Here is a 19436-nt window from a genome sequence, read left to right on the forward strand (position 1 = left end):
AATCGCGGCCGGCTTCAGATCGGAACGGTGGCCGACAATTGATCGGAATGCCCGCCGGCTTCACGTCGGAATCCGCAGCAAGCACGATCAGCCGAACATAGTATCCTTGGTGGCACACATTTACAGCCATGGCCGCGAAGTCCATGCCCGCATCGACCAGCGCATTCAACCAATCACGCCACCACTCGGCATCCGCCTCGCGGCGCCGGTAGGTAATTGCGGGCAGAACCCACGAGATCGAGAACGCGTTTGCGAAGTCTGGCGTCCAGATCAGGCAAGCGATCGAGGATCAACAAACGATTCAGCGTAGATGTCTTAGCGAGCTCTGGCAGAGTGCGCTGGCGCATGTCAGCATCGTCGCGCAACTCCGACGGCGTTGGCGCATTCAGGTCAACCAAAGACTCAATAGCGACGTAGGTGTCTGAGCGAGCTCTGGCAGGATGCGCCGGCGCAAAGTGAGCATCGTCGCGCAGTTCAGGCGTGGGCGTATTCAGATCAACAAAAGGCTCAAGACCGCCGCAGGTGCGTGACAGGGGCTCGGCAGTTGATGGTGATGCTGGTTCTTGCATCTGCTGGCCAACGAGCCCAAGCTCCCGCGCTCGGGGTAGCTAGGCGTCGGGGGAAGCTCCCGCGTCGAGCCGGACTGCCGAGCGGACTGCGCGGCCGGCGAACCCGGCTGCTCACGAGCTTGCAGCCCAGCTCTCGGTTCGCCGCGATGAGCTTTAAGTAGCGTGCAAAGATGCGGCAAATCGGGACCGTATACTCTGCCTCCAGTGCGTGGGAACGAAGCACCCCTTATAGAGCTCGAACATTTCTTCGAAGCTTCGGCCGAGTGACGGGCAGGTCGGTTAGGGCGCACACCAAGGCGACCTTGCCGGCCGGCAACAAAGCAGGACAGCGACTTCGTGTGTCCGCGTAAGCTCGCTTTCTTCAGAAGTGTCGGCGCTGGGAGCTGGACCTGCGACCCCGTCTCAGATGGGAAAACTCTGCTGAAACATACCACGCGCGTCTAGAGGTTAGCATGCAAATTACCTAAGCGCTCCAGCCCCTGCTCAATGAGAGATAGTGGAAGATAGCTGAAACACAGGCGCACGTGACGGCCACTTCGTGGGCCATAGTTCCGACCATTTATAAGGTGCACGTCGTGCTCGCGGCTTGCAGCTTCAATAAAGCTCTCCGGATCCGTACCCGCGGTAAGCCGTACCCAGAACGAGAAGCCCCCGCTTGGCACACTATATTCCGGCTCGCAAATCCGGCTGCGCTGCAATAACCTATGTACGCCGTCTCGCTTCGCTCGGTAGTGCTCGCGCAAGCGTGTTATATGCGAGTCAAGAGCGCTCGATTGCAACAATCCCAAAACGACATTACTTAGAACCGGACTTACGCCGCCATCGCGTTTGAGGTGCGCAAGCCTGTTGATAATGTCCGACTCCGCAAGCACCCAGCCTACCCGTAGTCCCGGTCCGGCAACTTTTGAGATGCTATGGACATTGATCACGTTGTCGCCCGGCGGCAACCAATGCACTGGATCGTTATAGGGCAACTCAGCATAGACAAGATCCTGCACCAAGAGAGCGCCACTGCGGGCTAGCAGTGCCGCCAATTTGGCCACATAGTCGCACGACATCTGGTGCCCGGTTGGATTATGAAATGCTGGCATCGTGTAGAAAAGCTTCACCCGGGCACTGGTCTGCAGCGTTGCCTCCACTTCGTTCAGATCCACTCCCTCTGCGGCCAGACCTAGCTGGACCACGGTTGCACCCGCGATCGAAAACGTACGCAGTGCACCCAAGTAGGAGGGGTCCTCCGTCAGGACCACGTCACCGGGGTCAATCCAGCCATCGGCGAGTAATTGTAAGGCCTGTGAAGCTCCACCCGTAAGCATAACTTGGTCATGCCGCACACCGTACCTCAGTGCGAGCTTTGTACGAAGTTCGGGCAAACCCGCCGCATCCGTATACTGCGGCAGATCGGCGGGAGCCACACCTGTACGTCCGTCAAACGCGTCTGGCCACAGCAGTTCTGCAAACATCACCGGGTCGGGCAGCGCGTAGCCGAAATTGATACCATGCGTCGCACTTGAGTTGAACGGCGCAAAACCCTGAGCGATAGCGCTGCGTTTTGAGATGCGCGTATTCATGGCTTCGTCATTCGGATCTTCATGATTGCCAAATCTGTTCTTTGCGAAAGCGCTTATTGTACTCCGAGGCAAAGCCTGCAGGTATTGGCGTGCTGAAACGGGGAAAGTCCACCGACGCTTTTGGCTGGGCTGCTACGGCTGATGTCTCGAGGGACGGCCGCCACGCACCGCCAAAGTAGTGCTGGCCGTAGCCCATCGCTAGCTCAGGCACTACGGGATAGAGTAGGCTCAGGAACAGCGAGATCTGCGCAGCATTCCATGTCCAACCCTTTGCATGTGCGAAGCCAGCTAGCTCGAAGTATCTGTCGATGATATCAAGCGCATCCCAGAAACGCAGTGCGGTGACCGCATCGGCGTAATCTTCAGCGAAGCGGCGGAAATTCGGGGAGAGTTCGGTGCTCTCTACCGTGCGTGCGCTTTCTGCATACCGCCGTAACGCATCTTCCCAGACCCGAATGCGTGAGGCTGACGAGGTGAGCCCGTCGAGATCAAAATCGTTTGCGTCGGTTCCAAACGGCTTGGCCACTCGCGCCAGTGCATAACGGAGTACGTTTGGCCCCACTTCGCGCGCTACTTCATCGGCCCAAAGAGCATGATCACGGCTGGTGGAAAACTTCTCGCCTTCCAGCTTGTAGAAATCCTGGACGGAGTGATTTTTAGGAATTGGGTAGCCGCGCGCGACCAGAGCGCCGGCCACACCTAGCGTGTAATAGAAGCGATTATCTTGCCCCATGAAGAAGAGAAGCTCGCTGTTCTGGTCGTGCAACGTCGCGTTTGCGTCCAGGCCTGAGCGGGCGCATTGCTCGCGAATTCCGGTGTCGAAGCACCAGAGGCCCTCAAACCATGTAAGCAGCGTTTGGCCGACCAGAGAGTCAGGCTGTTTTACCTCCACTCCGTGCCTGAAATGGCGGGTCATCGGCAAGCCGCGCACCTCGCGGTGTAGCCAAGCGCGCGCCTTGGCGCGTATCGGCTCGGGCCATGCGCTTTCTCCAATGGCGTCGTGCAGTTGGCGAGCGAGACGTGGCATGTCGAACACGGCCTGCGTGATGGGTCTTAGCACAAGATTGCGGCCGCAGGTGACGTGCCGTGCGTCACGGATTGTGTCGTGCTGAAGAGCCAGCCCGCAGTTCTCACACAGGTTGCTGTCACAAGGCGATGAGCAAGCCGGGCAACGGCCAGTAGCGAGCGAGTCCGTAACGAGCTCATCGCAATGTTCGCAATAGAGTTGGACGCCCTGCCGTACGTCGACGTAGCCGGCCACTTGCAGCTCGCGGAATATCGCTAGCGCATTTTCCTTGTGAATCGCGCTAGATGTGCGCACGAACACATCAGGCGTAATTTGCACGGCATGCAAACACTCTAAGATCTGGTGTACGTATTGTTCTGCGACCTCGCTAAAGGATCGGCCGAGCTTTCGTGCCGTTTCGAGCGTATGTGTGCCGTGCTCGTCTGAGCCAGTGATGTAGTAGGCCCGATGGCCGGTCATGCGTTGAAAGCGGACGAAGATATCAGCGAGTAAATACACGCCGCCGATGTGGCCCAGATGTAGTTTGCCGTTAGGGCAAGGCGGCGCGGGACAGACAAAATAAGTGCGCACGTCAATCCCACCAGATCGAGATAAACTTGAGAGCGCTGTCTTGGCTGATATTGCGGATAGTGTGCGTCTGATGTGGCGACATGTAACACAAGGTCGTTTCGCCAACATCACGGACCTGACCGTCGACTTCGAATTCTCCACGACCAGAGATCAGCAGCCACAGTTCGTGCTCCTGATGATCGTGCGGGTCGACCGCATCGCCTGGAGCGAGCTCCACGACTGAAGCGCCAAATGCTGGGCTGAGACCCTCCGGGAGATGCTCCAAAAGGCGCCAGACCAGAACGCCGTATTCGGTTCGCATCAGAGAATGATCGGGCTGCGTCGTGTACACGTTGGTCTTCCTCAGACGTGACTATCAGTCGCGATAGAATATGCCATTGGGAAGCTTTAGGTTTTCAAGATCCGCCACCGCTTCCTCTGGTGGGTTGTAGGCGCGCTTCATGCGGTTGTATTCGGTGCGGGTCGGACCCCCAGTGGATGCGCGCTGGAATACCAAGTGAATCGCACGACGCGACCGATCGCTCTTGTTTGGCAAGGAGTAATGGGGCGCATAATCGTCGAAAATGAAAATATCGCCAGCTTTCAATTGCACCGGCTCCCATGTGAAGGTCTCGGCGATCTCCGGGTGAATCACGCCGCCGGCATCCATCGGAAACATTCCTTCCTTATGGCGAGCTGGCGTGAAGAAAAGCCCACCGTTACCCGGGTCGGAGTCGTCCACGGCGATGGATGCAATTGCGTGCACCATGCGTTCGGGTATCTTGTGCGGGACATGATAGATGTCCTGATGAGGGCGGTATCCGCCGCTGTCCGGATACTTGAAGATCAGAAGTTCCTTCAACATCCGTGTCTTCTCATTCAAGAGTGTCTCGACCGCTATACGAATGCGGCCATCGGCCAGGAGCGCCTCCCGTAGAGGGGCATGGTAGTCTAAGAAGTTCTCGGCCTTGGAGATAATCTTCCGGCTGTCACTCGTCTTCTCGAACCACAACATCCACTTGTCGGAGCTTACATCCCAACGTGCAACTTCCTCAACGTAACGAGAAATCTTGTCGTGCGTGGCTGGATCGAAGAACTTTTCCAATCGAAGGTATCCACCCTTATGCCATTTCGATTGTTGTGCCTCAGTCAGCATGTGTGAGCTCCTTCCTAAGATGAGACGGATCAGTTGTGCTTTGCCCGAGGCGGGTTGCTAGCACCGCATTAAGAACGGTCGCGCTCAACAAGCTCAGCAACATCACGTCAGGGCCGAATCCACGGACCAACTGCCCTCCGACCATAGGAAAGCCGAAGAGCCCGAGGAAGTATGCGAAGGTAAAGATCTGTGAGGTAGTGGGCACGGAGACGCCGTGCTCGCCGGCGAGATTGACGGCTATCGTGTTCAAGGTTGAATAACTTAACCCATAGCCGGCGGCAAAGAGGACAGTGGCCGCAATATAGAGTGAGGTGCTGCCACCGTTGAGAAGGAACAGCACCAGAGACGCAGCGGTCAGTAGGATGAGCGTGAGCGCCAGTTGGCGTAACGGCAGGCTGCCCATGAGGTGGGCGACTGAGAAGCGTAGTACCACGCTCGTAGCAGTAAAAACGAGAAAGAACAGATCGGAATTCAAGTGACGTGATGCGGAATACGCGCTCTGATATGTGGACAGCCCCGCGAACATGCAGGCTGAAATCGCAATCATGGCGATGGGGAGTGCTGTGCACTTCTGAAGCAGTGTCGTAGTCGCGGCCAGTGTAATTGCGATATCCGGCATAGCCGGTGCCGATAGCCTCGACATCGCGCGTCTTGTAAGGTCTACGCAGGCGGCGGCGATCACGCACGCAATCGCAACCATCGCATAAATCGTCGCCAGCGAACCAGTGTATTTTGCGAGCAAGTGACCAAGTGGAGCCGCTAGGCCGAGCCCAGCCATTTGTGATCCGGATAAGACCGTCAAATACTGAATACGTGCTGAGGGCCGTAGATGGCGGATGATCTGCAGCGGTGCCAGAATGAAGAACACTGACCAAGCAGCGCCCACCAGTAGTCCTCCACCGTACGCCGCTCGCGTATCGAGGGCAGCGCCGGCAAAGGCCAGCATGGCTAACGCCATAAAGAGCGATGCGACAGTCAACGTGGGTAATAGGCCTATCTGCTTTGCCAGCCACCCTGCCAAGCAACAGGAAACGACAGTGGCAGCCATGCCGCTGGAAATAATAAGTCCCGCGGCTGAACTATCCGTTTCGAGCGCATGCATGTAGTCCGGCAATAGAAAGCTAGTGCCGTAAGCTGCTGCAATGACAATGGAGGCAATCAAGAATGGTACAAAGGCGCGGTAGTCGAGCGTGCCTGAAAGCTGGTCGGCGGCGTTGGCCGGTCCATCCGCAATCCGGCCCCGCAGCGGTGAGGTCGGGCCGCCGTTCATGTGCTACCCAATACCTGTCGGGGTGATCGCATCGCAACCACACCGGCGTCTCCTTCAGTCGTGTCCGAAGGTGCGTAAACCTGGATCATCTGCCTGTCGGATGTATTCAAATAGAACGGTCGGCCGAGGAGGCTATTAATAATTTGGCTGTTGCGGTACGCGACCAAAGATAGATTGGCGCTCTGCAATCCGTGCTGCACGCGACTTTGATTTTGTAGATATATTGGCCCTGGCATGCGCCGACCGAAGCGGACTGCGTAGTCCGGGCCGAGTACGGGTAGGCCATCTTCCATACACGCACCCTCGAGGAGGGCCTCCAAGAAGGGCGGCGTACGTGGCTGGAAACCTGTAGCAAGCACTATACGATCGACGAGGATGCAGCTATTTCGCTGCGTTGCGATCTCATCTAGATCTACTCGCCAGCGCTTTTTGTGGGACGTGATGTCTTTCACGACTACGCTGGACAACACACGAAAGCGGTCGGCCAGCGTGCCATCCACGTTGCGTTCGTACAGCATTTCGTATAGGCGGTTGCACAAATCGACAGAAATACCATCGCTCGTAAGCATCTCGCCCTCGACTATGTCCCGGCGTTGCTGAAGCGGTAGAGCGTGAAAGCGACGGCTATAGGCGGGTGTGTAAGCCTCGTTCACAAAGCTGTTGTCGTCGATGGAAAACAAGTTCGAACGCGACGTCGCCCACGTGATCTGGGTGGATACAGAACGAGTAAGAATGTCCTCGATAATCTCAGCCCCGCTCTGGCCACCTCCCACAACGAGCACATGCTCGGCTGCATGCGGTAGCTGCCGCTCGAGATAGTCGGCTGCATGGTAGACAGTGTCACATAGCAAAGATCTGGCACAGGCGGGGATCTTGGGCTCTACGCCAACGCCCACAACAACAGCGCGCGCCAAGTATGTGGTTGTATTCGTGCTGATGCGGTAGCCGTCCCTAAACGGAACAACATCCGTGACGTCCTCGGAGAAGCGGAGCGTATTGAGTCGCCCTGCGACCCACCGGTAATACTCAATGAACTCCTGCCGGGACGTTGAAGCATTGCGCTTGTTGACAAAGCTGTAGAGCCGACCATGCAGTGCCAAATAGTTGAGAAATGAGTATGGGCTAGTAGGATCGACCAGGGTCACGCAATCCTTGAGCGGCGACACCTGCAGGCGACTGCTCGGCAGCGCAAGGCCTGGATGCCAGAAAAGTGCGTCTCGCTTCTCCAGGAAAAGTGCGCGGAGCGGAGTAGGGTCAATAAGCGCTGCAAGACTGAGGTTGAATGGGCCGATCCCAATTCCGATGACATCCAGCATTTCCACAGAAGTCTCTTTGAGCTCGTGTAAGTTCTTGTCCTTGGCGCTCGTGTAAATTCTGTCCGGGTCTGGGTGCTTCGCTTCATTACTGAAGCACGTTTGTGTGACCTGGGATGGGGCAGCGACTTGGCCTGTAGCCGCGGGAGGCGTGGTGAATTGCGCATCCACAATAGCCGCGTCTTGCAAGCCGTCTGTTGAAACCGGCAACAGTCTCATCCGTGTGAACACTAAAGTCCGCCTGCGACCATCTTCACCCACCCCATCCGGTGATCTCTCTGCTCATTAGCAACCGCCGTGCCACCCACAAAATCTCGACTGCGCCTTGTTGGACGAGAAGAACATGCCCACGTACAGCATTTCGTGCGGAGTTGCTCCGGCAGCTCCTGTCGGATTTACGACATTGAGGCGGCAATCGGACATACACATACGGAATACGAAGCGCGCGGATCCATGGCAGAGAAACCAACACAGCGTGAATGCTCGTCTATGCCGACAATGCTCAAATCACCACGATCTTTCCACACATTGTCAGCGCTTCAGGGCTCGCAGACCACTCGTCTGTGGTCGCACCAGGAGAGCTGCGTCGCGCCACGCGGCTGCAGAGATCTTTGGCGTTGCAATGTTGGCAGTTTCTCAGGCAGTGGCGGTGGATAGTTCCGCTTTGGCCGATTGCGGTGGCCTCTTTAGGGAGGTGGAAACGAGCTCCTTGTCCTCGGCAAACGGTCCGGAGCGACCGCGCTTTGCGCCCACCTGCACACTTGGTTCACTGTAAACGCCGGCTGCTGGCTCCCGCTATTCGGTCCCGGTTCTGGTCCGTGCGCCGCCCCCGAGCGACTGACGGGTTTTGCCGCAGGCCCGCGCTCCGATCCTTCACCACGCTCCTCAGGCAACGTGGGTTGCAACTGGTCCAGCTGCTGCTCAAAGCTCACTTAGGCTCGCGCCGTGCGCCCGTTGCCCTACCGACACGAGATATCCTGCTGCGTGAAGCCTGCCGCAAATGGGTTAAACTGCGGAGGATTGAACTGCGAACCATCCATACCGACCTCGATTTGAAAGTATATGCTGCGGAGGCCGGTCACGTTCCGTCTGTGACTCTCAGCCGGATCAACGTCCGCGTCCCGGCAAGACAGCTTTCGAGAAGCGGAGCAGTCAGGAAAAGCACGTCCAAACGCCCCTATTTCCTAACCCGCCTCTTCGGCCGCCGACGAGAAGCGAACCCGCGGACACCAAGTGCATCTTCAAGCTCCTCAATAAAGCTGGGTGGCGCCAATATGGGGCGAAGGACCGATCTACAGCACAGTCCAGAAGACGCCGATATGCCTCGTCCTCTATCCATGGCGGCAGAGCGATGGGTTCGAACCGATTGACAAGTTGGTCATCGCTTCGAATCTCGCGCAGTGCCTCGGCTGTGCCAACACCCACCAGCGGAATCTGCAGTTCGTTGCCGAGTCATCGCAGGCGTGAGGTGGTCCACGTGATCTTCGGCCTTGACCCTGTCCTGGAACGGATCGCGCCAAAACCGTCCATGACAGCCATCTCGCCCGTGCGCGATGGATGGTGCAATCCGGATATCAGCAGTTGTTGCAACCGCGGATGCAGTGAGTTGCGCCCGAATGATGCAAATTGCGATCTCACGTGATGCAACCTCAGGGTCTAGTCTCTGCTGCCGCCTTTGCGGATCGTGGCATGGGGCACAGAGACGAGAAGACAGACCATGCCGACCCAGTACTGGCGCTCGCCGGAGACCATCCAACGCCTGAATCGCCTTGAGCGCCCGGGTTTTGCCCTCGAATTCCTTCGCCGCAATGCTGACTACCGCCGCGACTTCGCCCGCACTGAGCGCCGAATCGCGCGGGGCGACGCCGATCCTGACACCATCCGAATAAGTTTCACGCGTCGATGGAGGTTGCGGTGTCGCCCATGACCCAGTCTCTCCGGTTGGATCAGAGCCAGCCATCTGGCTCCCCGAGGCCTCACCGGGAACCTTGATCCTGGAGCCCGCGCCGCCCTGCTTCGATATTCCCCGCTCGATTGATCGCAGCGCTTTCGGGCAGCCGCTCCGCGAACTGTCCGATGCTGACGGTCGCGAGTTGGTGATCGCGGACGGCTCGGGTGAGCTGCACGTCCGTTTGCGCGACGAGCAGGCCGCGCAACGTCCCGCTGTGCTTCTGCCGATCGACAGTATGGCTGAGCTGCGGCTCGATGTCGCGCTGCACTTCGTCCGCCAGCTTGGTGGCCGAGGAAGAAGTCTTCTGCCGGCGGCCTTGCGGCTGACAGCGTTCCAGAAGCGCCGATTGATTCAGCTGCTTCACGCCTTCGACGTCCACGATCTCGGCGGCGGACCGCGCGACGTGGCAGCGAAGGTGCTCGCCTCCGACCACGCCCAGCGCCGCGCGGTCGAGTGGAAGGATTCGCATGCCCGCCGTAAGGCAAACCGCCTCATTCATGATTCGATCGCCCTGGTCGAGCGCGGCTATCTGAAACTCCTGCGCGGCCTCTGACCGGCACTTCGATCTGCCCGTTCGCCCGGATGAGTTAACCCGCGCCGCACTGGCAACGCTTGCTTCGCCGGGTTGCGACTGTGGGGGGACACAATCCCACGCGAATTTTCGTCCACCCCCAACGCCTGAACTCTCCGCCACCCTGGCCTCCAGATGCCGCGACTTGGCCGCGGTGCTTCAAGGCAACACGGAGATTTCCCATGCTCGACCGAACCGCGCAGCTCACCACGCGCTACGTGCGCACCCCCGAGGCCGCGCGCCTCCTCGGCATCTCGCCGCGCACGCTGGAGAAATACCGCTGCCATGGCAACGGCCCGACGTTCCGGAAGCTCGGCGGCCGCGTTGTCTACGCCACCGGCGATCTCGAGGCCTGGGCCGATCAGGCCGCCTGCAGCTCAACGTCGGATCCTCGCTATGTCGAGGCCCGCGCCGCCGGCCACGCGCATCGCTAAGGCAACGCTCGCCATGTCGTCGCGCCGCCTCATCACGTCCAGCGAGCGAAACAAGCTCGATCCGTTCGTCGTCGCCACCGGCGACGCCAGCCCGCGCGATCAGCGCGACCTGATGGAGCGGCCATTCTTCTCGCTCGCCAAGGCCAAGCGCACGAGACCGATCCTCTACGAGGCCGGCGATGTGCGCGTCGAAGTCTATGCGGTCCCAGAGCACGGTATGGCGACCATTTGGGATGCCGACGTGCTGATTTGGGCGGCGAGCCAGATTGTCGAGGCTGAGAACCTTGGTCTGAAGACTTCGCGCTTCCTGCGCTTCACACCCTACCAGCTCCTGATCGCAGTCGGCCGGCAGACCGGCGCGCGAGACTACAAGCTCTTGAAGGGGGCACTGGCCCGCCTGCAGGCGACCGTCATCCGCACCACCATCCGGCACTGCGAGCATTGGCGGCGCCACCAATTCTCCTGGATCAACGAATGGGAAGAATGCGCGCGACGCGACGGTCGCGTGGAAGGCATGGAATTTGTCCTCCCCGACTGGTTCTATCGCGGCGTCATTGATCGCTCACTCGTTCTCACCATAGATCCGGCGTACTTCAGCCTGACCGGCGGGATCGAGCGCTGGCTCTACCGCGTCGCGCGCAAACATGCCGGCCGCCAGCCGAAAGGATGGCTGTTCGAGGTCGCACACCTTCATGAGAAGTCGGGCAGCCTCGCCAAGCTCGCTGACTTCGCCTTTGATCTCCGTCGGATCGCTGCCCGCCAACCGCTGCCAGGCTACCACCTGAGCATCGAGCGCAAGGCTCGACGGGAGCTACTGCGCATCCTGCCCAGCCAGTCATCCACAGCACCTGTGGATGGCGCTGTGAATCATCTCGGGACTTCGGGCGTTCGCGCTATCGGGACTTCGGGCGTGCCGGTATCGGGATTTCGGGAGTGCAAACCACAGCTAACGCTTTGGCCGGAAACGGCGATCGCTCGTCCTAACTTAGAGTCTAACTTAGAATCTAACTGTTGTAGCGGGCCCGTGCGTCCTGCGGATAACGCCGACGCATGCGCCGAGCCGCCAACCAAGCACCCAAACCAACAATCTTTGCCGCTTCTCCCCCACAAGGCGGGAGACAAGCGATGATTGTCGCGCTGCTCAACCAAAAGGGCGGTGTCGGCAAGACCACGCTCGCCCTGCACCTCGCCGGCGAATGGGCGCTGCGCGGAAAGCGGGTGACGCTGATCGATGCCGACCCGCAGGGCTCGGCATTGGACTGGTCGCAACAGCGGGCGCGGGAGAACGTCGCACGGCTGTTTGGCGTCGTTGGCCTCGCGCGCGATACGGTCCACCGCGAAACGCCGGAGATCGCGCGCACCGCCGATCATGTCGTCATTGACGGACCGCCCGGCGTCGCTGGATTGATGCGCTCGGCGCTGCTCGCGGCCGACCTGGTGCTGATCCCCGTGCAGCCGTCGCCGTTCGACGGCTGGGCGTCGGCCGAGATGCTCGATCTGGTGCGCGAAGCCAGCATCTATCGTCCGCAGTTAGCCGCGCGCTTTGTGCTCAACCGCTGCGGCGCGCGCACGATCATCGCGCGCGAGACGGCCGAGACGCTCGCCGATCACGATCCGCCGGTGCTCGCCAGCACCATCGGCCAACGCGTCGTCTTCGCCGATGCCGCGCAGTCCGGTCGGCTCGTCTTCGAGTTCGCCGAGCAGAACGCCGCCGCCCGCGAGATCGCCGCGCTCGCCGCCGAAGTCGCGAGGTTCGCGCCATGAACGAACGCTCCACCAAGCGCGGCTTCGCCTCGCGTCCTGGCGATGCCGAAGGCTGGATCAAGGCCAGCGACGCGCCGCCGCGCCGCACGGATGACGCAGCCGCATTCACCGCGCGACTAACCATTGATGTCACGCCGGCGCTGCGCGGCCGCATCAAGGTCGCCGCGTTCCAGCGCGGGGTCACCGTTGCCGATATGCTGCGCGCATTGCTGGCGCGAGAATTCCCCACCGAGGCTGGAGAGCCGTCATGAACGACAACGAGGCCTTGCCGCCGCGTGCCGTGCCGCCCTCGCATCGGCGCGGCGTTGCGCTCACTCATGTCGAGCTGACCTGGATCGAGAAGCGGATCGAGCACTGGCTACGCTTCGGCCGTCGCGCGGAGGAGAAGATCCTCGACCGCCGCCGCAGCATTTCAAGTTTTCAGCCCGGCAGCATCTTCGGCTTCGTCCGCTGGGCGTCTAACGACTACGGCACCGTGGTCTCGCGCATGGACATCGTGCGCGCGGTGGAGGGTGGCCAGCGCTATCAGACGCTGCCCTTCGTGCGACCCGGTGGCGAGATCCTGCTGCGTGTCGATAGCTGGCCAAAGGTCGAGCGTGTGCTGCAGGCGGTCGACGCCATCGAGGCGCTCTCCATCGATCCGGCCGACGCCGCACCCGAATACTGGCGGCATCTCCACAACCGTCTCGCCGCCGACCATGTGCCGCGCGCCTACACGCGCGAGCAACATGTCGCCTGGCTCAAGCGCCGGAGCGTCACGCCATGAGCCGATTTGGCTATGTCATGTTGACGTACATCGCGATGCTCGCCGTCGCTGGCCTGGCGTTCGTTCATCCCGCGCCGCGGCTGATCTGGAACGCCACGGCGAGCACACCGATCGGGCTCTATGCGCTGCATCCGGTTGGAGAGCTACGCGCCTTACAACTGGTCGCGGTGCGGCTCCCGGAGCCGATCGCGACCTTCCTTGCCGATGGAGGCTTTCTTCCGAGAGGCGTGCCGCTGCTGAAGTACGTGATGGCGCTGCCTGGGCAGACCGTGTGCCGGTCCGGCGACACCGTCACCGTCGATGCCGTCGATGTCGGCGCCGCACACGATCGCGACCACCTCGGCCGCCCGCTGCCGCGTTGGAGCGGTTGCACCGCTCTCCAGCCGGGTGAGGTCTTCCTCATGAACCCGACCGTCCCGGACAGCCTGGACGGTCGCTATTTCGGCTCGCTCCCCGTCACCACGATCGTTGCGCGCGCGGTCCCGCTTTGGACCGACGAGGCCGCCGACGGTCGCTTCGTCTGGCGCGCCGCCACCCATTGACCCGCTTCTCAATCCGCCAACCAAGGAGGTTTCCCATGGCGCAGATCGGCCAGTTCGCCCGCGACAAGTCCGGCTTCACCGGGCGCATTCAAACGCTTTTCTTCGAGCGGATTCTCATCCTCGTCCCGGCCGAATCCTCGGATGCAGAGAACGCGCCGGACTACCGCATCCGCCTCGGCGATGCCGACGGCCCGGAGATCGGCGCGGGCTGGAAGCGGACCGGCGAGAAGGCTGGCGAGTACGTTTCGCTCATCATCGACGACCCGGCGCTGCCGCGGCCGATCCGCGCCAATCTCTTCCAGTCGGGCGACGACAAATCGGCCTGGACACTGAACTGGAATCGTCTGCCCCAGCGCGCCGAGCGGGACTGACTGCATGCGCCGTCCTGTCACGCGTGCCGGCGATAAGGCGCCTCAGAGCTCCATCACTTTGTTTGCGGGAACGCCGTCTCATCCCTTCCTCCCGCCCAAACTTCAGCCGGCCGCCGCGCACAGCGGCGGTCAAGAGCGGCCGCAGACCGGCGCACCGCGCACATCCTTACCGGCCGCGAGTACGACGGCATGCCGCTCTCCACACGGCCGGGACACGGCGGGCTTTGCCATTGTCCTGCTCGCCGGCCTGCTGGTGCTTGGCGCGCTGTCATTGCCTGTGTCCGCACAGGCCGCGCCCGCGCAACGTCAACCGGCGAGCGATCGCTATGCCACGCATGTCGCGGACGCCGCGCGCCGCTTTGGTATTCCGGACGCCTGGATTCGCGCTGTCATGGGGGTCGAGAGCGGTGGCGACCGGCACGCTGTTTCACCCAAAGGCGCACTTGGCCTGATGCAACTCATGCCCAAGACCTGGGCGGACATGCGCGCTCGCTACGGTCTCGGACGCGATCCCTTCGATCCCCATGACAACATCCTCGCTGGTGCCGCCTTTCTTCGCGAACTGCACAACCGCTACGGCTCGCCGGGCTTTCTGGCGGCCTACAATGCAGGTTCCGGCCGCTACGAGGATTTTCGCGATAGACATCGTCCGCTGCCCACCGAGACCGTCGCCTATGTCGCGGCCATCGTCCCTTTTGTCGATGCGGAGAGGACGCCAGGGCCTCTCCTCGTCGCGGCCTCCTCTCGTTCATCCTGGATGCGAGCGACGCTCTTTTCCGGGCGCACTGACGGTCCGCCCGCTGCCGCGGCAGCCACATCCGATCGACCGGCGCACAACATGCCGGCTGCAGTTCCCGTGCACGATCTCTCGGCTATCGTGCCGCAGACGGAAGGCCTGTTCGTCGCTCTCTCGACACCGGGACGATCGCAATGACTGCACCGCATCTTCAACATGAAAATCCAGATCGACGGTCGCCTGCAAGCACGCATGCTGCCGACATTTGGATATCCGGCGCGCAATGGCGGCTTGCCATCGCAATCCGGTTCGAATTCGCGCCTTGGCGTGTCTCAGCGCATTCCTGCGAAGAAAAAAGAGCAGGCGAGGGAGACGAGCAGGCAACGACCGAACGAGGGCGAGATAAAAGGCCGCAATGTGCGGCTCGGTCGGTCGGTTGTTGTTGCTTTGGTTTTTGGCTGATCCGGCAATGTGTGGCGTCGGCACGCAATGTGCGCTCCGCCATCAACTCATTGCAAGGATTCTGCATTTCGTACATTGCCGAGGCTGGCCATGGCTGAGGAGAAGGAGTTTCAACCGCGGCCTGGGCGCATCCGTTCGTCGCGGAGCCAGCGCGCCAAGCCCTTCATCGCCCAGGCGCTAGCCTCGGCTCAGCGCGCCGGCGGCGGCATTTCGCGAGTCGGACATCTGACCAGCCACCGTCATTCGCGCTTCGGCCGCGGCCGGGTCGCCAGCGAACGGGCGAACCGTCTGCTCACGGGACGCTCGCGTCTGGTGACAATCAAGACCCGCGTCGTCCGTCATAAGGCGCGATCCGCGCCGCTCACCGCGCACCTCGGCTATCTCCGACGCGAGGGCGTCACCCGGGACGGGGAGAAGGCCCGTCTGTTCGGCCCCGCCACCGACGATGCCGATGCCAAGGCGTTTGGCGAGCGCTGTCAGGGAGACCGCCATCACTTCCGGTTCATCGTCTCACCGGAGGACGCACCTGACATGGCGGACCTCAAAGGCTTCGCGCGCGAACTGGTCGGCCAGATGGAGAGGGATCTCGGGACCAGGCTCGATTGGGTCGCCGTCGATCACTGGAATACCCAGCATCCGCACGTCCACATCCTCGTACGCGGCGTCGCTGAGGACGGCGAGGATCTCGTGATCTCCCGTGACTACATCAAGGAGGGGATGCGTGCTCGCGCGCAGGACCTGGTCACACAGGAGCTCGGACTGCGCTCCGATCTCGACATTCACCGCTCGCTCGAGAGCCAGGTTGAAGCCGAGCGCTGGACCCAGCTTGACCGTCAACTCGTTCGCGACGCAGGTCGCCACGGCGTCATCGACCTTGCGCCCAATCAGATGCAGCAGCCCGATCAGTTCCATACGCTGAAAGTCGGCCGATTGCGGCGCCTTGAGGGCCTTGGTCTTGCGCATCAGATCGGGCCAGGCCAATGGATCATCGAGGAGGGCGCCGAGACGACCTTGCGCGAGCTCGGCGAGCGCGGCGACATCATCAAGCGCATCCACCGCGGTCTCACCGAACGCGGCATCGAGCGCGGGGCCGCGAGCTACGTGCTATCAGGCGAAAGCCTGGACTTCCCAATTGTTGGACGCCTCGTCGATCGCGGCCTCGATGACGAACTCAAGGCGACCGCCTATGCCGTGGTCGACGGCGTCGATGGCCGTACTCACCATATCAAGTTCCCCGATCTCGACGCCGCCGCCGACAGCGCACCGGGATCGATCGTCGAACTCCGCAAGTTTGACGACGCGCGAGGCCAGCGTCGCGTGGCACTGGCCGTGCGCTCCGATCTCTCGATCGAAGCGCAGGTCACGGCCAGTGGCGCGACCTGGCTCGACCGGCAGGCAGTCGCGCGCGATCCGGCGGCACTGGGGCAGGCGGGGTTCGGCGCTGAGGTCCGCGACGCCATGGAACGGCGCGCGGAGCAGCTCATCGATCAAGGTCTCGCCGAGCGCCAGGCGCGTGGGCTGGTGTTCGCGAAGAACCTCATCGGTACGCTACGTCGTCGTGAGTTAGAGGCTCTCGGCGAGCAGCTTACCGACGAGACGGGCCAGCCCTTCAATCCATCGGCGGCCGGTGAATATGTCACTGGGACCTATCGACAACGCTTCGCTCTCGCGTCCGGCCGCTTCGCGATGATCGATGACGGTCTCGGCTTTCAACTCGTGCCGTGGACGCCCTCACTCGAAAGGCAACTCGGCCGGCACGTCTCCGGCGTCACCCGCGATGACGGTGGCATCGATTGGGGTTTTGGACGCAACCGAGGGATTGGCTTGTGAGCGATCCCTCCGATCACCGAATTTAAGCAAAGCGCCGTCATGTCCGCCACCAAGATTCTCTGGGGCCAAGTCCTCGCTGTGTTGGCCATCGTGCTGCTGACGTTTTGGACCGCGACGGAATGGACGGCTTGGCGGCTCGGCTTCCAAGCGCAATTGGGGCAGCCCTGGTTCGAGCTGTTCCACTTTCCATTCTACCTTCCACCGGCCTTCCTCTGGTGGTGGTACGCCTACGATGCTTATGCGCCACATATCTTCGTCGAGGGCGCCTATATCGCAGCATCCGGCGGCATCATCGCCGCGGCGGTCGCGATCGGCATGTCGGTCTGGCGCGCCCGCGAAGCCAAGAATGCCGAGACCTATGGCTCGGCACGATGGGCAGAGGCGAAGGAGATCGGGCAGGCTGGTCTGCTCGGGCCGGACGGCGTCGTGCTCGGCCGGTTCGAGCGCACCTATCTCCGCCATGATGGACCGGAGCATGTGCTGTGCTTCGCGCCTACCCGGAGCGGCAAGGGCGTCGGGCTCGTCATCCCGTCGCTGCTGACCTGGCCGGGATCTGCGATCGTCCACGACATCAAGGGCGAGAACTGGCAGCTCACCGCCGGCTTCCGGGCGCGGCAGGGCCGCGTCCTTCTATTCGATCCGACCAATGCGAAATCATCAGCCTACAACCCGTTGCTGGAAGTGCGCCACGGCGAGTGGGAGGTGCGCGACGTCCAGAATATCGCCGACATCCTCGTTGACCCCGAGGGCAGCCTCGAGAAGCGGAACCATTGGGAGAAGACCAGTCACGCGCTGCTGGTCGGCGCCATTCTCCACGTCCTCTATGCCGAAGAAGACAAGACGCTCGCTGGCGTCGCAGCCTTCCTGTCCGATCCCAAGCGGCCGATCGAATCGACGCTCGCCGCGATGATGCGCACCGCACATCTCGGTGACGCCGGCGTCCATCCCGTCGTCGCTTCCGCCGCGCGCGAACTCCTGAACAAGTCTGGCAACGAGCGCTCTGGTGTTCTCAGCACTGCGATGTCATTCCTCGGCCTCTACCGGGACCCGGTGGTGGCGGAGGTGACGCGGCGCTGCGACTGGCGGATCACCGACATCGTCGGCGGAGAGCGGGCGACCACGCTATACCTCGTCGTTCCGCCGTCGGACATCAACAGGACCAAGCCGCTGATCCGGCTGATCCTCAACCAGATCGGCCGCCGCCTGACCGAGGACCTTCAGGCCAAGGCCGGTCGACGCCGGCTCCTCCTGATGCTCGACGAATTCCCGGCGCTCGGCCGGCTCGATTTCTTCGAGTCGGCGCTGGCCTTCATGGCCGGCTACGGCATCAAAAGTTTTCTGATCGCCCAATCGCTGAACCAGATCGAGAAGGCCTACGGGCCAAACAACTCGATCCTCGACAACTGCCACGTCCGGGTCAGCTTCGCGACCAATGACGAAAGGACAGCGAAGCGGGTTTCCGACGCATTGGGGATGGCGACCGAGATGAAGGCGATGAAGAACTATGCGGGCAGCCGGCTGGCCCCTTGGCTTGGTCACCTCATGGTGTCGCGGTCGGAGACCGCCCGCCCGCTGCTGACGCCCGGCGAGATGATGCAGCTCCCGCCATCAGACGAGATCGTCATGATGTCGGGGCTCCATCCGATCCGCGCCAAGAAGGCGCGCTATTACGAGGATCGACGGTTCCAGGAGCGCATCCTGGTGCCACCGACGTTGACCAAGCCTAATCACAACCGGCCGGACGACTGGAGTTCGCGGCCACTGCCGCCGCGCCCAACAGGGGCGCCGGCCTCGGCAGACGATGAATCCGACACAGAAGACCCGAAGACGGCTGACCGCCGGCAGCAGCCGGAACTGGCTTGTGACCCTGTGGAGAGGAGAGAAACCCTCGATAACGAGTTCGCCTCGGAATTTGCCGATGAACTCGAGGAAGATGCCCCGCGCATCGGGCGCGTCAACGACATGATGCAGGGCGTCGCGCGCCAGGCATCACTCGATCCCGGCGACAATCTCGGATTGTGAGGCAGGCATGACTGCGCCAAAGAAGAAGGCCCAGATGTCGGTCTATCTCGATCCTGATGTCATGAAGGCCCTGTCGGCCTACGCGGCTCGCCGGGAGCAATCGCTGTCGCTCATCGCCGAAGCCGCCATCGCGTCCTTCCTGTCGCCGGACGCCGACGAGCGGCGGGAGGCCGCTATTGCCAAGCGACTCGATCAAGTCGATCGCCGCATCGCGCGGCTCGAACGCGACGTGAGGATCTCGGTCGAGACGCTGGCGTTGTTCGTTCGCTTTTGGCTCACGACGACACCACCGCTCCCCGAGCCGGCCGCAAAGGCGGCGAGGGCGCAGGGCGGCGCGCGGTGGGATAATTTCGTCGCAGCGCTCGGGCGACGGCTCAGTCAAGGGCCGAAACTGCGACAGGAAATCCCGGAGGATATTCAGGAGGGCCAGCCAACGTGAGGAACAGCCGCCCAATCGTCGACGGTCGCAAGCCGCGTGGACGAAAATCCCGCCGTGGTGGGGGTTCAATGCCGTGCATCGCGAGCAGTTCTT

General features: G+C 61.6%; 22 protein-coding genes and 1 pseudogene. 15 read left to right on the plus strand and 8 right to left on the minus strand.

Annotation, left to right across the window (positions count from 1 at the left end; all coding sequences use genetic code 11):
• Nucleotides 1-173 precede the first annotated feature (173 nt).
• The 8 genes from XI03_RS02490 to XI03_RS40435 form a co-directional block, all read right to left on the minus strand.
• A complete protein-coding gene (locus tag XI03_RS02490) occupies nucleotides 174-569 on the minus strand; it encodes a hypothetical protein (protein WP_271591217.1) in 396 nt (131 codons plus the stop codon).
• A 440-nt stretch (nucleotides 570-1009) separates the two neighbouring features.
• Nucleotides 1010-2140: an aminotransferase-like domain-containing protein gene (locus tag XI03_RS02495; RefSeq protein ID WP_271591218.1), complete on the minus strand. Its 1131-nt coding sequence runs from the start codon at nucleotides 2138-2140 to the stop codon at nucleotides 1010-1012.
• A gap of 19 nt (nucleotides 2141-2159) precedes the next feature.
• The gene (locus tag XI03_RS02500; protein WP_271591219.1) at nucleotides 2160-3737 is read right to left on the minus strand and encodes a class I tRNA ligase family protein; all 1578 of its coding nucleotides are present in this window, start codon (nucleotides 3735-3737) and stop codon (nucleotides 2160-2162) included.
• 1 nt (nucleotide 3738) lies between these two features.
• On the minus strand, nucleotides 3739-4068 hold the full coding sequence (locus XI03_RS02505; protein WP_271591220.1) for a cupin domain-containing protein: 330 nt from the start codon (nucleotides 4066-4068) through the stop codon (nucleotides 3739-3741).
• Nucleotides 4069-4092: 24 nt separating this feature from the next.
• Nucleotides 4093-4872, minus strand: coding sequence for a phytanoyl-CoA dioxygenase family protein (locus XI03_RS02510; RefSeq protein WP_271591221.1), 780 nt, complete (start codon nucleotides 4870-4872; stop codon nucleotides 4093-4095).
• Nucleotides 4862-6142, minus strand: coding sequence for an MFS transporter (locus tag XI03_RS02515; protein WP_271591222.1), 1281 nt, complete (start codon nucleotides 6140-6142; stop codon nucleotides 4862-4864). The genes XI03_RS02510 and XI03_RS02515 overlap by 11 nt, the downstream gene beginning before the upstream one ends.
• Nucleotides 6139-7665 (minus strand): lysine N(6)-hydroxylase/L-ornithine N(5)-oxygenase family protein, encoded by a 1527-nt coding sequence (locus XI03_RS02520; protein ID WP_271591223.1) that lies wholly within the window; start codon nucleotides 7663-7665, stop codon nucleotides 6139-6141. Before XI03_RS02520 ends, XI03_RS02515 begins: the two co-directional genes overlap by 4 nt.
• A 942-nt stretch (nucleotides 7666-8607) precedes the next feature.
• Nucleotides 8608-8895 carry a TniB family NTP-binding protein gene (locus tag XI03_RS40435; RefSeq protein WP_442869685.1) on the minus strand — a complete coding sequence of 96 codons (288 nt, stop codon included), beginning with the start codon at nucleotides 8893-8895 and terminating at the stop codon, nucleotides 8608-8610.
• A 22-nt stretch (nucleotides 8896-8917) separates the two neighbouring features.
• On the opposite strand from XI03_RS40435, the pseudogene XI03_RS02530 reads away from it, so the two are divergent.
• The 15 genes and pseudogenes from XI03_RS02530 to XI03_RS02600 form a co-directional block, all read left to right on the plus strand.
• Nucleotides 8918-9060, plus strand: a pseudogene (locus tag XI03_RS02530) (DUF2285 domain-containing protein); the annotation flags it as partial.
• 112 nt (nucleotides 9061-9172) lie between these two features.
• A complete protein-coding gene (locus tag XI03_RS02535; RefSeq protein ID WP_271591224.1) occupies nucleotides 9173-9382 on the plus strand; it encodes a transcriptional regulator domain-containing protein in 210 nt (69 codons plus the stop codon).
• A gap of 61 nt (nucleotides 9383-9443) precedes the next feature.
• Nucleotides 9444-9959 carry a DUF2285 domain-containing protein gene (locus tag XI03_RS02540; RefSeq protein ID WP_271591225.1) on the plus strand — a complete coding sequence of 172 codons (516 nt, stop codon included), beginning with the start codon at nucleotides 9444-9446 and terminating at the stop codon, nucleotides 9957-9959.
• 200 nt (nucleotides 9960-10159) lie between these two features.
• Nucleotides 10160-10411: a helix-turn-helix transcriptional regulator gene (locus tag XI03_RS02545; protein ID WP_271591226.1), complete on the plus strand. Its 252-nt coding sequence runs from the start codon at nucleotides 10160-10162 to the stop codon at nucleotides 10409-10411.
• A 13-nt stretch (nucleotides 10412-10424) separates the two neighbouring features.
• Nucleotides 10425-11540 carry a replication initiator protein A gene (locus XI03_RS02550; RefSeq protein WP_271591227.1) on the plus strand — a complete coding sequence of 372 codons (1116 nt, stop codon included), beginning with the start codon at nucleotides 10425-10427 and terminating at the stop codon, nucleotides 11538-11540.
• Nucleotides 11537-12175 (plus strand): ParA family partition ATPase, encoded by a 639-nt coding sequence (gene parA, locus XI03_RS02555; RefSeq protein ID WP_271591228.1) that lies wholly within the window; start codon nucleotides 11537-11539, stop codon nucleotides 12173-12175. Before XI03_RS02550 ends, parA begins: the two co-directional genes overlap by 4 nt.
• The gene (locus tag XI03_RS02560) at nucleotides 12172-12426 is read left to right on the plus strand and encodes a ribbon-helix-helix protein (RefSeq protein WP_271591229.1); all 255 of its coding nucleotides are present in this window, start codon (nucleotides 12172-12174) and stop codon (nucleotides 12424-12426) included. Before parA ends, XI03_RS02560 begins: the two co-directional genes overlap by 4 nt.
• Nucleotides 12423-12941 carry a DUF2840 domain-containing protein gene (locus tag XI03_RS02565; protein ID WP_271591230.1) on the plus strand — a complete coding sequence of 173 codons (519 nt, stop codon included), beginning with the start codon at nucleotides 12423-12425 and terminating at the stop codon, nucleotides 12939-12941. Before XI03_RS02560 ends, XI03_RS02565 begins: the two co-directional genes overlap by 4 nt.
• Entirely contained in the window at nucleotides 12938-13483 is a 546-nt protein-coding gene (locus XI03_RS02570) for a S26 family signal peptidase (protein WP_271591231.1), read from the plus strand. The genes XI03_RS02565 and XI03_RS02570 overlap by 4 nt, the downstream gene beginning before the upstream one ends.
• A gap of 35 nt (nucleotides 13484-13518) precedes the next feature.
• Entirely contained in the window at nucleotides 13519-13854 is a 336-nt protein-coding gene (locus XI03_RS02575) for a DUF736 domain-containing protein (protein ID WP_271591232.1), read from the plus strand.
• A 4-nt stretch (nucleotides 13855-13858) separates the two neighbouring features.
• The gene (locus XI03_RS02580) at nucleotides 13859-14788 is read left to right on the plus strand and encodes a lytic transglycosylase domain-containing protein (RefSeq protein WP_271591233.1); all 930 of its coding nucleotides are present in this window, start codon (nucleotides 13859-13861) and stop codon (nucleotides 14786-14788) included.
• Nucleotides 14789-14806: 18 nt separating this feature from the next.
• Entirely contained in the window at nucleotides 14807-15052 is a 246-nt protein-coding gene (locus XI03_RS02585) for a hypothetical protein (RefSeq protein WP_271591234.1), read from the plus strand.
• 90 nt (nucleotides 15053-15142) lie between these two features.
• Nucleotides 15143-16882 (plus strand): relaxase/mobilization nuclease domain-containing protein, encoded by a 1740-nt coding sequence (locus XI03_RS02590; RefSeq protein ID WP_271591235.1) that lies wholly within the window; start codon nucleotides 15143-15145, stop codon nucleotides 16880-16882.
• A 39-nt stretch (nucleotides 16883-16921) separates the two neighbouring features.
• A complete protein-coding gene (locus tag XI03_RS02595; protein ID WP_271591236.1) occupies nucleotides 16922-18904 on the plus strand; it encodes a conjugal transfer protein TraG in 1983 nt (660 codons plus the stop codon).
• 7 nt (nucleotides 18905-18911) lie between these two features.
• Nucleotides 18912-19343 carry a CopG family transcriptional regulator gene (locus XI03_RS02600; protein WP_271591237.1) on the plus strand — a complete coding sequence of 144 codons (432 nt, stop codon included), beginning with the start codon at nucleotides 18912-18914 and terminating at the stop codon, nucleotides 19341-19343.
• Nucleotides 19344-19436 lie beyond the last annotated feature (93 nt).

The sequence above is a fragment of the Bradyrhizobium sp. CCBAU 65884 genome (genome assembly GCF_028128835.1).
Taxonomy (GTDB): domain Bacteria; phylum Pseudomonadota; class Alphaproteobacteria; order Rhizobiales; family Xanthobacteraceae; genus Bradyrhizobium; species Bradyrhizobium ottawaense.

What these genes read in the sequence shown, in the direction of transcription:
- XI03_RS02490 (WP_271591217.1), bottom strand. Translation starts at nt 569, where the DNA reads ATGCAAGAACCAGCATCACCATCAACTGCCGAGCCCCTGTCACGCACC.
- XI03_RS02495 (WP_271591218.1), bottom strand. Translation starts at nt 2,140, where the DNA reads ATGAATACGCGCATCTCAAAACGCAGCGCTATCGCTCAGGGTTTTGCG.
- XI03_RS02510 (WP_271591221.1), bottom strand. Translation starts at nt 4,872, where the DNA reads ATGCTGACTGAGGCACAACAATCGAAATGGCATAAGGGTGGATACCTT.
- XI03_RS02515 (WP_271591222.1), bottom strand. Translation starts at nt 6,142, where the DNA reads ATGAACGGCGGCCCGACCTCACCGCTGCGGGGCCGGATTGCGGATGGA.
- XI03_RS02535 (WP_271591224.1), top strand. Translation starts at nt 9,173, where the DNA reads ATGCCGACCCAGTACTGGCGCTCGCCGGAGACCATCCAACGCCTGAAT.
- XI03_RS02545 (WP_271591226.1), top strand. Translation starts at nt 10,160, where the DNA reads ATGCTCGACCGAACCGCGCAGCTCACCACGCGCTACGTGCGCACCCCC.
- XI03_RS02550 (WP_271591227.1), top strand. Translation starts at nt 10,425, where the DNA reads ATGTCGTCGCGCCGCCTCATCACGTCCAGCGAGCGAAACAAGCTCGAT.
- parA (WP_271591228.1), top strand. Translation starts at nt 11,537, where the DNA reads ATGATTGTCGCGCTGCTCAACCAAAAGGGCGGTGTCGGCAAGACCACG.
- XI03_RS02560 (WP_271591229.1), top strand. Translation starts at nt 12,172, where the DNA reads ATGAACGAACGCTCCACCAAGCGCGGCTTCGCCTCGCGTCCTGGCGAT.
- XI03_RS02565 (WP_271591230.1), top strand. Translation starts at nt 12,423, where the DNA reads ATGAACGACAACGAGGCCTTGCCGCCGCGTGCCGTGCCGCCCTCGCAT.
- XI03_RS02570 (WP_271591231.1), top strand. Translation starts at nt 12,938, where the DNA reads ATGAGCCGATTTGGCTATGTCATGTTGACGTACATCGCGATGCTCGCC.
- XI03_RS02575 (WP_271591232.1), top strand. Translation starts at nt 13,519, where the DNA reads ATGGCGCAGATCGGCCAGTTCGCCCGCGACAAGTCCGGCTTCACCGGG.
- XI03_RS02580 (WP_271591233.1), top strand. Translation starts at nt 13,859, where the DNA reads ATGCGCCGTCCTGTCACGCGTGCCGGCGATAAGGCGCCTCAGAGCTCC.
- XI03_RS02585 (WP_271591234.1), top strand. Translation starts at nt 14,807, where the DNA reads ATGAAAATCCAGATCGACGGTCGCCTGCAAGCACGCATGCTGCCGACA.
- XI03_RS02590 (WP_271591235.1), top strand. Translation starts at nt 15,143, where the DNA reads ATGGCTGAGGAGAAGGAGTTTCAACCGCGGCCTGGGCGCATCCGTTCG.
- XI03_RS02595 (WP_271591236.1), top strand. Translation starts at nt 16,922, where the DNA reads ATGTCCGCCACCAAGATTCTCTGGGGCCAAGTCCTCGCTGTGTTGGCC.
- XI03_RS02600 (WP_271591237.1), top strand. Translation starts at nt 18,912, where the DNA reads ATGACTGCGCCAAAGAAGAAGGCCCAGATGTCGGTCTATCTCGATCCT.